This window comes from Thalassospira sp. UBA4513 (assembly GCF_002388495.1).
Taxonomy (GTDB): Bacteria; Pseudomonadota; Alphaproteobacteria; order Rhodospirillales; family Thalassospiraceae; genus Thalassospira; species Thalassospira tepidiphila.
Map to the genome: position 1 here is coordinate 27,985 of NZ_DGMR01000029.1, position 11,629 is coordinate 39,613.

Sequence of the window (11,629 nt, forward strand, 5' to 3'; positions counted from 1 at the left end):
CCGGAATGCCCCCGACATTGGTACGGGTTGAGTGGTGTTGTGCCAGAGGTGATACTGCCGAGGGCTGCACAGAAAGGTTTGTCGATGGAATTGATTGATAACGCCCGTTTTGACGAGTTGTGCCAGGTCCTTGGCAAAGATCAGGTATTGCTGTTGGTGAATTTGCTCCCGGCCTCCTACGACGAAGAGCGCGCCGGACTGATTGAAGCCGCAACGACAAAGGACCCTGATGGTATCAAGCGGTCCGGACACGCCATCAAGGGGATGGCCAGAAACATGGCGGCGCCCGAACTTGCAGAAGCTGCATTGGCGTTTGAACGTTTCGAAGGTGATTTCGACCCTGCGCTTGATGACAAGATCAAGGAACTTGACGAGATAACACAACAGACAGTGGACGCCATGCGTGCGTTCCTGGCCGCGCCATAAGCTGTTATCTGTTGCTTCAGTGGTGTGAGTGACCCCAAAGGCAGATCAATTGGATCTGCCTTTTTCATTATTTTTGCAAGATTACTCAGTTTGTTACGCCGTTTGGCGATGAAAAATGCGTTCCGGGGAATAGAAAATCAGGCAATTCCCCCTACATGAAATCTAGAACGGATTTTCATCCACCAGCACTGTACACAGTGCCAAGACTGCTTGTGACCGTCCCAACATGGAGGCAACAGTGGCGAGCTTTAATAAAATTTCTGGGCAAACAGATCAGGAAACTTCTGCACAGCGTCTTCACGGCGCGCCAAGTTACGACAAGTGGCGTCGAGATGATCTGTATCATTTGGCCGCGCAAAAAGGCATACAGAACCGGGCCAACATGTCGAACAAGGAATTGGTCGAAGCGTTGAAGCGTACGCAATCAACCGGCGGCTGATGTTGCGTTTATTTTACCTCGATTTTGCAAAGAACCGGTTCCCATCCTGACATCAAGTTTGTATACCATCGTATATTGTAACTAACCGGTCGGGGTGGAGGGCGCCTGTTGCTTCCGCCACCGTTTGCAACTGTGGCGTGGCCCGAGCATGCACGGCGTTGCCGGTTTTAAGCGATGTATTGTAAATCGAGGTATGCCTAAGTGGGTTGTTTAGTCCGACGCTGTAGCCCGCAGCAAAAAGAGCAAGAACAGAAAATTGGTTTGAAGTCGTGCGCGGTGGTTTTGCTTTTCGTGCTTATGATTTCGTGCCTGCCACTGGCAACCACACAAGCGACGGAGCATGACGTCACTGACGTTCCAACACGCGTCGCCTTTATCAATCCGGGCTATGGGGATCGCGGTTTCTGGAAAGATGTGCGCGACACCATGCAGGCGGCTTCAGATCAGTTTGGCTATGAACTGATCGTTTTCGATAGCAACCGCGACAGCAAGATGATGATCGAAAGTGCGCAGAAGGTTTTTGCCCTTGAACCCGCGCCTGATTACATCATTGCCGTTAACGAACATCAGCAGGGAACGCGCATCGTTCTGGAAGCAGAAGAACGGGGCATCCCGGTCATCATGTTGCTCAATGACCTGACAAAAGAGCAAAAGAACGCATATGGCTATCCGGGCAGGGACTTTGATCACTGGATATTCTCCCTGACGCCGGACAACGAGCGAGCCGGTTACGACATCGCCAAGTCCTTGATAGATAGTGCACGTCTTCAAGCCGAAAATCGGCAACCAGCGCCGCTATGCCTGTTATCCATCGCCGGGGACAGCAAGACACCAGCCTCGCTTCAGCGACTGCAGGGGCTTGATCATGCGCTTAGTCGTTTTCCGCTTCTTCGCGAACAGCGTCGTCTGGTGGCAAATTGGTCATACGATGAGGCATACCGTCAGACAGAAAACTGGCTTAGACGGGGCGGGTGCGTCGATGCAATCTGGGCTGCCAATGATGATATTGCGCTGGGTGCAATTGCGGCTCTGGAGAAAGCAGGGCGGAAGCCGGGTAAGGACGTCTTTGTCGGTGGACTGAACTGGTCACCTGCGGGGTTGCGCAACGTCGCAGACGGCAAGATGACCATGACCCACGGGGGGCACTTCTTTGCTGGCGCATGGGTCATGGTATTGCTTCATGATTACATACATGGCGTTGAATTTCTTTCCCATCATCCCGAAATCTCTTTCAGGATGGAGGCGATCACACGCGAAAACATATCTCACTTTGTCGATGTCCTGGGCAGCAGGGATTGGAACAGCTTGGATTTCAAGGATTTTAGTATTGCCAATTCCCCATTCGGCACAGAGTATAACTTTGTGTTACATCCCGGCGATGGCATGCGTGAATAGCAAAAGCCATCATCCGGTAACTCTTTAGAAAGACAAGGTCGAGACGCTTAGCACGAGAACCAGACGAAAAGCATTTTGATGATCTTGCCGGGATGCGATTGGGCAGCACAATTGCGGCTCGTCAGTTAAAGTACTCTCTTTTTCTGGCCGTTGCTCTTGGCCTCGTCATCGTCGCCATTCGCGGATATCAGGATTATCTCTGGCTCGAAGGTGTCTATCAGCAGAGCAACCAGCGTATCTTTTCCTCCAGTGCACCTGTCGCGACTGAAGTCATGATCAAGCGCGACCGCGAACTGGCCAATATTATGGTGCGCGGGATGCTCAACAATCGGTCCATTGCACGCGTTATTCTTACCAACGCCGATGACGGTATCTTTTTTGAGTTAAAACGACCCGCAGGCGAAATACCGGTCTCGCGCTGGGCCGAGAAGATGTTTGGCGGGCTGCAAACCATCACAGTTCCGGTGCGCGACCCCGAACGCAAACCTGTCGCCACCATTGGCGAGATGGTGATTGAGCTTAATCCACAGGTTTATGTGAACGCCTACATGACGCGTCTTTCGTGGTCTTTCCTTGCGACCATGATTTTGGCGGCGGTGATGGCCCTTTGTTTTGCGGCAATGAGCTACTTCGTTTTCTCACGACCCGTGATACGGCTTGGAAACTATATCGTTAACGCGAACCCGACAGACGATAGTCGCCCGCTTCAGATGCCGCCGGAACATCGTCATGACGACGAAGTTCAGTTGCTTGGTTCGGTGACGGTCGGGCTTTTCGGAATGATCCGCAAGCAAGTCGGGGAATTGCGCAGAGCCCGCGACGAACTGCAGAATGCGAACATCACTTTGGAAGAGCGTGTCGCGCAGCGTACAGAAGAACTCAATTCCGCGATGCAAAAGCTTGAAGTGCTTGCGTCAACGGATCCACTGACCGGGTTGCCTAACCGCCGTGCCTTTCTGGGCAGGTTGGAAGACGCTGTTGCCGTCTGGCGGCGCAGGGATACGCCTGTATCCTTCATTCTTCTTGATATCGACCGTTTCAAGGCGCTGAACGATACCTATGGCCATCAGGCCGGTGACGCTGTTCTGGTTGCCTTGGCAGACACACTTAGAACAACACTGCGCTCCATCGATATTCCTGCGCGCATGGGCGGTGAAGAGTTCGCTGTCTTGCTGCCGGGGGAGGAGTTGCAGGGTGCGATGATCCTTGCCGAACGTTTGCGTAAGGGCCTGGAGCAGAACAGTGTCGAGTATGGCGGTAGCAAGCTTTCCTTTACCTCAAGCTTTGGGGTGTCGGGCTTGCCGTCTGCAAAGGGTTTGGCTGAGTTTGATCAGGACGTTGCCGCGCAATTTGATGTTCTGAGGAACTCGGAAAACACTGATATTCCTGGGATATTGTACTCGTTGGCGGATCACGCACTTTATGATGTCAAGGCAACCGGGCGCAACCGATGCAAGCAGGCTGACTTTAGCACGCTTTCGGAATTCAAAGATCAGCTGCCGTCTGACATTTGATTGATCGGATAGTTCCTGCGCGACGCCGGATGCATGTGCATCAGGAATGCGCGTCTTTAATTGCGGCCGTCGTCATTGCCCTGCCGGGAAATCCGGATGTCGCGGTGGATTGATACGCTCATCAAAAGCCCGAAACTGACCAGAATGGTCATCATCACCGTGCCGCCATAAGACACAAGCGGCAACGGTACGCCAACCACCGGGATCAGCCCCATTACCATGGCGATGTTGATAAAGACATAAAGGAAGAAGGTCGAGGTCACACCGATGGCGACAAGGCGCCCAAACTGGTTCTGACAGCGCAGGGCGATGACATAGCCATAGGTGATCACCAGCGCATAAAGGCCCAGCAACGCCATGCCGCCGACCAAGCCGAATTCTTCGCCCAGCATGGTGAAGATAAAGTCGGTCTGTTTTTCCGGCAAGAAGTTCAGATGGCTTTGCGAACCCAACATGAACCCTTTGCCAAACAGCCCGCCAGACCCAAGCGCGATCTTTGATTGCGTAATGTGATAGCCCGCACCCAGCGGGTCATTTTCCGGGTTCAGGAAGGTCAGAACGCGGTTCTTTTGATACTCGCGCAGGAACTGCCAGCCAATCGGAATGGCCGCAAGTGCCGTGCCGAGAACAAGCGCGAACTTCCAGATGCGCACCCCAGCCAGCCAGAAAATCACACCACCCCCGGCAATCAGAAGCAACGTGGTGCCAAGGTCAGGTTGGCGTAATACGAGGGCAGAGGGCGCAAGAACCATCAATATCGGCGGAACCAAAAGCGGGATACGACCGACATCCTCGGTCGTCAAACCATGGAAATAGCGTGCAAGTGCAAGAACCAAAGAGATTTTCATCAGTTCGGACGGCTGCAACTGGAAGAAACCCAGATTGATCCAGCGTTGTGCACCCATACCGATATCGCCCTTGATTTCGACCGCTACCAGTAAAATGAGCGCAACAAAATACGAGAAATAGGCAAGCTTCAGCCAGACACGTATATCGGTTACTGCAATAATGATCATCAGTGCCGCACCCACGGCAAAACGCATCATCTGGCGTTCGGCCCAGGGTTGCAGTGATCCGTTGGCCGCTGAATAGAGCATGGCAAAGCCGATGCCAGACAGTGCTGCGATCAAAAGAACAAGCGTCCAGTTCAGCAATAACAACCGGCGGCCGATCGGCACATAATCCGGGTCTTCACCAATGCGAAATCTGCTTCCTGCCATGGCTTAACCCTCGTCCTGATCGGTGTGGGCCGGATTGCGCCGGAGATTTGCACTATTGGGCTGGTCGGCGGCCGAGATACCCTGACGCGCAGATTGCAGTTCCTGCGCTTTTAGCAGCAGGTCACGAACAATCGGGCCCGCAACACTCGAACCACCGCCGCCATGTTCGACGACCACAGAGCAGGCGTAACGCGGGTTATCGACCGGCGCAAAGGCAACAAACAGGGCGTGGTCACGGTATTTCCACGGCAAGTCATTGTTATCGAGCACCCCGGTTGTCTGGCGTTCACGCATGGTGATGCGGCGAACCTGACTGGTACCACTTTTGCCAGCCATTTCCATGCCCTTGATCGCGATCCGTGCGCCATGGCCTGTGCCACGCAATTCGTTGGTCACGCCGTTCATCGCATCACGAATTCGGGCCAGGTTGGCGCGGCTGACCTGAAGTTCCGGGAATTCTTCGGCCTGGCGGCTGGTGACACCTTCGGGGGTGACGTTGTCACGCGTCAGGTGCGGGCGCACGGCTTTTCCAGAGGCCAGACGGGCCGTCATCGTGCAAAGTTGCAAAGGCGTTGTCAGAACGTAACCCTGCCCGATAGAAGCAATCAGCGTTTCGCCGCCCTGCCAGCGTTTGCCAAGCTGGATTTCCTTCCAGTCCTTGGTCGGGATAAGGCCGCTACGTTCGTTGGGAAGGTCAATGCCGGTATCTTCGCCAAGGCCCAGCTTGTTTGCCATGGCCGCAATGCGGTCGATCCCGATTTTCTGGGAAATTTCATAGTAATAGACGTCACAGGAATGCTTGATTGAGTCATGCATGTTCATCCAGCCATGACCGCCGCGTTTCCAGCAGTGGAAACGTGCATTCCCAAGATCAAGATGCCCGTTGCAGAAGAATTTCTGGTTGGGCGAAATAATGCCTGCTTCCAGTCCGGCAAGTGCGACGCACATCTTGAAGGTTGAACCCGGCGCATAGGTGCCGTTCACAGCCTTGTTGGAAAGCGGTGCATACGGGTTGTTGACCAGACTGTTCCAAAGCTTGTGCGAAATACCATTGGTAAAGGCATTCGGGTCATAGGCCGGATGCGACGAAAGGGCGAGTACTTCACCATTATGGATGTCCATAACCACAGCGGCCGCACTTTCCTGATCCGACAGTCGCTGATTGGTGTAGCGCTGCAATTCAAGATCAAGCGTCATGACGACAGTGTTGCCGCTGTCACCTTCTTCGCGTTCAAGTTCGCGAATAACGCGGCCCAGTGCGTTGACTTCGACCTGGCTGGTGCCGGCCGTGCCACGCAGTGCCAAGTCATAAACCTTTTCAACGCCGCTTTTGCCAATGGTAAAGCCCGGCAATTCCAAAAGCGGATCGCCTGTCAGTTCCTTTTCGGATACTGCAGCAACATAACCCAGTGTATGGGCAAGGTGCGGTCCTTCGGGATAGTCGCGCGATCGTCCGGCATCAATGATCAGTCCGGGAAGGTCGGGTGCATTGACGCCGACGCGTGCGACCTCATCCCATGTCAGGTTATCGCGCACTGTGACCGGAACAAAGGAACGCCGACGGGCTGCATCGCGTTCAACGCGCTCGATGGTGTCGGGGCCAAGCTCGATGATCTGGTCCAGGATTTCAAGCGTGCGGCGGACATCGGGGGTTTGTTCGCGCACGATCATGATGTGATAGTTCTGCCGGTTTACGGCAAGCGGTGCACCGAAACGGTCGGTGACCAGTCCACGCGGTGGCGGCAGCAGGCGGTGTGAAATGCGGTTTTCATCGGCCAGCGTCTGGTAGCGGTCGCTTTCAAGCACCTGCAGGTAGTACATCCGCGCGGCAAGACCAGTCAGCAATACACCCTTGCCCGCACCCAGCATCAGGGCGCGTCGGGTAAACAGTCTGAACCGGTCTGAGTCACGATGCCACATGGGCGTTGGATACCTGTATTTCGTCAGTAGCCGCAAGGCCGAGTGTTCAATTTCTGGCCCGTTTTATCCCGGTTGATCGGGGATTAAAACAGCCTTTCCCCATCATAGCTAGTAGCCGTTGCCAAAACATCAATATTGCGCAGTTCATCAATCGCGCATGGCAGCCTAGACATAACGCAAAAGGGTATTTTGTGCGCGCGCCAGAACCCAGGCAACAATCGGGAACAAGGCAGCCGTCAACACATAGCTGATCATGGTTGCCTTGAAGGGCAACAATGCACCGATCAGGGCCGAACTCAGCAGCCACTGAACCAAAAGTGCCGGAATGGCCACCAATGCAAAGCCCCACCACATCACGCTGAACGGCTTGTTATGGAAAAAGCGCCCCTGACTTGCCGATCCGGTCTGCACCAGCACGAGCACAAGCGAACTGACGCCAAGCGGCAAGCCCATCAACAGATCCTGCAACAGGCCCAGCAGGAAGGCTGTAACGGCCGTCAGCAGGTCAGGGCGGTTCACCGACCAGTAAAACACAGCCATCAGTGCCAGTGCCGGTGAGGCGGTTGATAACAACGGCACGCTGAGCGGCAGAAGATTAATCAGCAACAGAGCGAAAACACTGAAGGCAGGAAAAAGGCCGCGGGCAATAATGTCCAGTCGATGCCAGACGCCGGGTTTCACTGGGCTTCCCCTGCCGCGTTGGTGGAGGGGGATGTGCCGTCATTACCGGTCGGGCCTGCAGGAACAATGCCGACGCCGTCAGGCAGGTCCGGCGATACTTCAGTTATGTTTGTATCGTTGGACGGTTGGCTTTGGCGAATGCGGTCATCGCTCAGGATGCCCTGAAGGCCGTAATCAGCAACCCGCAGATATTCCAGTTGATGGCGGCGGAACATCGGAGCGACGCGAACGGCATTTTCGGAAACCGATGAGACAACCCCGATCGGAATGCCCGGTGGGAACGCACCACCATGGCCCGATGTCAAAATACGGTCACCCGGTGCAACGGCCGCATCCGCAGTCAGGAAGGTCAGGAGCGGGCGGTTGGTGTTGTCACCGGAAAGAAATGCACGGTCGCGGGAATTTTCCACAACAACCGGAACACGAGAGTTGATATCGGTGATCAGAAGAACACGTGACGCCTGATACCCCGCCTCGGCAACGCGGCCAATCAGGCCTTCGTCCGAAATCACGGCTTGCCCCTTGGCAACGCCATCGCGCGATCCGGCGGAAATCATCACACTGTGGGCATAGGCACCGCCCATATCGGCAATCACGCGGGAGGTTACCAGATGCAGGGCAGGCGGGGAGGTGTAGCTTGCCAGATCGCGAAGACGGGCATTCTCATGTGACAGATTGCGTGCGGCTTGCTGCCAGGCCAGCAATTGCTGGTTTTCGCGGCGCAGGCGCTCGTTTTCTTCGTAAAGATGGGCGAGGTTGTAAATCTTGTCGGTCAGCTCGTTGATGCTGGCCGCAGGGCGCGAAATGACGTTCATCACCGGCGACACCAGATCAGCCGACGCGGCGCGGATCCGCTCGATCAGAACAGTATCGGCCTTGCCCAGAAGCATCAGGCCAAAGGCCGATAAAATCAGCAGTATGAAAGCGAAGCGGTGAAGGGCCGTGCGTAACGGCGAAAAGATACGCTGCTGCGGACCACCATGCTGTGCCAATGTATTCCCCGCGAATTCCCAAAAGGTTGTTCTTCATCCCGTGCGGGATATTCAACCATAACGAAATCACCGAGTCGCGTCCAGTAAGGATACGACCCGGTGATGATATTCAAGGCCGCTTTTTTATCAGTATGCTGTGTGCAGGACGTTGCGCAGCATCTTTTTCTCTTCCAGCGCGCGACCGGTACCCAGTGCAACGCAGGAAAGCGGATCATCTGCAATCGAAACCGGAAGACCGGTTGCGTGGCGCAGAACGTAATCAAGGTTGCCCAGCATCGCGCCGCCACCGGTCAGGACAATACCCTTGTCCACGATGTCAGCAGCAAGTTCCGGCGGGGTCTGTTCGAGGGCGACTTTCACCGCCTCGATGATTGCCGAAACAGGCTCTGCAAGGCTTTCTGCGATCTGGCGTTCAGAAATCAGCAGTTCCTTCGGAACGCCGTTCATCAGGTCACGACCGCGGATTTCAACGGTTGCGCCATCACCGTCATCCGGTGCACAGGCAGAACCGATTTCCTTCTTGATGCGTTCGGCGGTGCTCTCGCCGACCAGAAGGTTATGAGTGCGACGGATGTAAGCAATGATCGCTTCATCCATTTTGTCACCACCGACACGTACCGAACGCGCATAGACGATACCGCCCAGCGAGAGAACGGCAACCTCGGTGGTGCCACCGCCGATATCGACAACCATGGAGCCGGTCGGTTCCGTCACCGGAAGGCCGGCACCAATGGCAGCCGCCATCGGCTCGTCAATCAGCCAGACTTTACGCGCGCCAGCACTTTCTGCACTTTCCTGAATGGCGCGGCGTTCAACTGCGGTCGAACCCGACGGTACGCAGATGATGACTTCCGGGCTGGCAAAGTTGCGACGGTTATGGACCTTGCGGATAAAGTGCTTGATCATTTCCTCGGCGATGTGGAATTCCGCAATAACGCCGTCTCGCAACGGGCGGATCGCCTGAATATACCCCGGGGTACGACCGAGCATCTGTTTGGCTTCTTCACCAACTGCAAGGACCTGTTTCTTGCCTTTTTCGTCGGTAATGGCCACCACGGATGGTTCGTTCAGAACGATGCCTCGTCCCTTAACGTAAACCAGTGTGTTCGCGGTGCCCAGATCCACCGCCATGTCGGAGGATAAAACCCCAAGAAGCTTGGAAAACATTCCTGCCCTATGCCCCGGTTAAAAGTAAAATCTCAAAAGCGAATGTACCGGCTTTGATAGCGTAAGGAATAAGCCGATGCACGAATAATCTGCTCAGGGGATTGAGGAATAATTAAGGCGCGTAATTTTCCTGAAATAAGGCATCAAAAACATGATCAGTAATATGGTCTTGGCGGAGAAATTCAATTTCGTCCTATATTTTCTGAGATGCCCATTGCAGAAAGGAAATCTGTCACCAGTGAGACTACAAGCGGACTGTTTTCTATTTGCAACGTTGTGCGAGTCGTTTGTTTTTCAATCATTTCGCTGCTTTCAACGACTTCAAACCGAACGAGTTCGCGCCCGTTGTAAAGGTCGCGATCCATACGCCATTCACACCATGCCGGTGGGTTAAATGGATCATTTTTGACAGCCACAAGCAGGCTGGGCACAAAGTTGTCCATTTCCGACATACATTGCGGTCTTAGCCCGACGAGCGCCTTAAATCGGTGTTGGTAGTGTTTGGCATGGCCATCGCGATAAATCGCTAGCTGAGCTGCGCCGGCACCATAGCCATAACCGAAGACGGCAATGTTTGCTGGCGCAATGGATTTTGCCCCGGCAAGGTAATGAAGCGCGCTGATGGCATCGAACGCCCAGTAGGACAGACCGTGTTTCGGCGTTTGAAGTTCCCCGCCACCACAGTAATCCTGCGTCGGATGGGCGTTAGGTGGTGAGATCAAAAGTACGGCGTATCCGCTTTGTCGCAGGATCTTGATCCACTTTTCGGGAAAATGGTTGTCACAGTCGGGCAGGGCGACGATGGCAGGATAAGGTGGCTTTGCGTTTCCATTGGCCGCAGCCGGTTCGAAATAAACTGCTGGAATACCTGCTTGCAGGCTTTCATCAACGCTAGGTATGGCTTTCCCGGCGGCGATCAGGCGTTGCCTCAAACCGCTTTTGGGGTAGGGCAGTGACGGTACGGTGACATGCTGACCCGACTGCATTGTCGGCGTTTGTGCGAACGCGTTTGTGGAAGTTATGACCGTGCCAACAGACAGGGCCACAGCAATCGTAACGATCAGAACATATGGAAACGCACGCAGAGCTTTGCTTGGCGGGGCCATCGGCAACTCCATTCACGGGTGCCAAATTCTATCACACCGTTGGCCATGCCACCATTCACACATAAGAAAAGGGCGGCATAGGTGCCGCCCTTTAGATGTAAACCAATAAGCCTTGCTTAGGATGCCATCGCATCCGGTGCGGTTTTCTTGCTTTTTTCGATCAGCTTGTTCACTGCCGTAACATAGGCAAGGCAGGATGCAACCACGGTATCGGTATCCGATGCGTTGCCGACAACCGTGCGATCTTCGCCGTCGAGTTTGACTGTGACCGTTCCCTGGGCATCGGTGCCCTCGGTTACGGCGTGCACCTGATAAAGCTTCAGGCGCCAGTCATGCGGATAGATCTCCTTGATCGCGTTAAAGGTCGCATCAATCGGGCCATCGCCGGTGGTCTTGGCCGTGCGGGTTTCACCGTCGACGGTCAGTTCCAGTTCCGCAGTCTGCGGGCCTTTGGAGCCACAGGTAACGGTCAGGCCAACGAACTTGATATGTTCGTTGTCGCGCATGCCGTCATCGACCAGAGCGACGATGTCGTCGTCATAGACTTCTTTTTTCTTGTCGGCCAAGTCCTTGAAGCGTGCAAACGCATCTTCAATCGCGTTGTCACCCAAATCGGTAAAGCCCAGTTCCTTGAGCTTTTCCTTGAACGCGTGACGACCAGAGTGCTTGCCCATGACCAGGCTTGATTTGTTCAAGCCAATCGATTCCGGCTTCATGATTTCATAGGTTTCGGAATTCTTCAGGAAGCCGTCCTGATGGATGCCGCTTT

11 protein-coding genes are annotated in these 11,629 nt (G+C 54.5%); 4 read left to right on the forward strand and 7 right to left on the reverse strand.

Going from position 1 to position 11,629, the window contains the following annotated elements; all coding sequences use genetic code 11:
- Window positions 1–84: 84 nt before the first annotated feature.
- The 4 genes from B2T33_RS11400 to B2T33_RS11415 all read left to right on the forward strand — a co-directional run bounded on the left by B2T33_RS11400 (window position 85) and on the right by B2T33_RS11415 (window position 3,774).
- Window positions 85–426, forward strand: coding sequence for an Hpt domain-containing protein (locus tag B2T33_RS11400; RefSeq protein ID WP_197145390.1), 342 nt, complete (start codon window positions 85–87; stop codon window positions 424–426).
- A gap of 238 nt (window positions 427–664) precedes the next feature.
- On the forward strand, window positions 665–865 hold the full coding sequence (locus tag B2T33_RS11405) for a hypothetical protein (RefSeq protein ID WP_008892081.1): 201 nt from the start codon (window positions 665–667) through the stop codon (window positions 863–865).
- Between the two features lie 297 nt (window positions 866–1,162).
- The gene (locus tag B2T33_RS11410; RefSeq protein WP_252724139.1) at window positions 1,163–2,260 is read left to right on the forward strand and encodes an ABC transporter substrate-binding protein; all 1,098 of its coding nucleotides are present in this window, start codon (window positions 1,163–1,165) and stop codon (window positions 2,258–2,260) included.
- Between the two features lie 92 nt (window positions 2,261–2,352).
- Window positions 2,353–3,774: a GGDEF domain-containing protein gene (locus B2T33_RS11415; RefSeq protein ID WP_286792052.1), complete on the forward strand. Its 1,422-nt coding sequence runs from the start codon at window positions 2,353–2,355 to the stop codon at window positions 3,772–3,774.
- 56 nt (window positions 3,775–3,830) lie between these two features.
- Here the strand turns inward: B2T33_RS11415 and rodA are convergent, their stop codons facing one another.
- From rodA to B2T33_RS11450, 7 genes are all read right to left on the reverse strand, one after another.
- Window positions 3,831–4,994, reverse strand: a complete 1,164-nt coding sequence (gene rodA, locus B2T33_RS11420) for a rod shape-determining protein RodA (protein ID WP_197145387.1) — start codon at window positions 4,992–4,994, stop codon at window positions 3,831–3,833.
- A gap of 3 nt (window positions 4,995–4,997) precedes the next feature.
- Window positions 4,998–6,914, reverse strand: coding sequence for a penicillin-binding protein 2 (mrdA, locus tag B2T33_RS11425; protein ID WP_197145386.1), 1,917 nt, complete (start codon window positions 6,912–6,914; stop codon window positions 4,998–5,000).
- A 165-nt stretch (window positions 6,915–7,079) separates the two neighbouring features.
- The gene (gene mreD / locus B2T33_RS11430) at window positions 7,080–7,595 is read right to left on the reverse strand and encodes a rod shape-determining protein MreD (protein ID WP_008892086.1); all 516 of its coding nucleotides are present in this window, start codon (window positions 7,593–7,595) and stop codon (window positions 7,080–7,082) included.
- The gene (gene mreC, locus B2T33_RS11435; RefSeq protein WP_197145385.1) at window positions 7,592–8,587 is read right to left on the reverse strand and encodes a rod shape-determining protein MreC; all 996 of its coding nucleotides are present in this window, start codon (window positions 8,585–8,587) and stop codon (window positions 7,592–7,594) included. The genes mreD and mreC overlap by 4 nt, the downstream gene beginning before the upstream one ends.
- A 126-nt stretch (window positions 8,588–8,713) precedes the next feature.
- Entirely contained in the window at window positions 8,714–9,754 is a 1,041-nt protein-coding gene (locus tag B2T33_RS11440) for a rod shape-determining protein (RefSeq protein ID WP_008892088.1), read from the reverse strand.
- Window positions 9,755–9,936: 182 nt separating this feature from the next.
- Window positions 9,937–10,740 (reverse strand): alpha/beta hydrolase family protein, encoded by an 804-nt coding sequence (locus tag B2T33_RS11445; protein ID WP_252723945.1) that lies wholly within the window; start codon window positions 10,738–10,740, stop codon window positions 9,937–9,939.
- 236 nt (window positions 10,741–10,976) lie between these two features.
- Window positions 10,977–11,629, reverse strand: a 653-nt coding sequence (locus tag B2T33_RS11450) for an alpha-isopropylmalate synthase regulatory domain-containing protein (RefSeq protein WP_286792053.1), incomplete at its 5' end; no start/stop codon positions are given.

Bases quoted from the DNA above. Each gene is read 5' to 3' on its own strand.
- B2T33_RS11410 (WP_252724139.1), top strand. From the start codon at position 1,163: ATGATTTCGTGCCTGCCACTGGCAACCACACAAGCGACGGAGCATGAC.
- B2T33_RS11445 (WP_252723945.1), bottom strand. From the start codon at position 10,740: ATGCAGTCGGGTCAGCATGTCACCGTACCGTCACTGCCCTACCCCAAA.
- B2T33_RS11415 (WP_286792052.1), top strand. From the start codon at position 2,353: ATGCGATTGGGCAGCACAATTGCGGCTCGTCAGTTAAAGTACTCTCTT.
- B2T33_RS11440 (WP_008892088.1), bottom strand. From the start codon at position 9,754: ATGTTTTCCAAGCTTCTTGGGGTTTTATCCTCCGACATGGCGGTGGAT.
- rodA (WP_197145387.1), bottom strand. From the start codon at position 4,994: ATGGCAGGAAGCAGATTTCGCATTGGTGAAGACCCGGATTATGTGCCG.
- B2T33_RS11400 (WP_197145390.1), top strand. From the start codon at position 85: ATGGAATTGATTGATAACGCCCGTTTTGACGAGTTGTGCCAGGTCCTT.
- mrdA (WP_197145386.1), bottom strand. From the start codon at position 6,914: ATGTGGCATCGTGACTCAGACCGGTTCAGACTGTTTACCCGACGCGCC.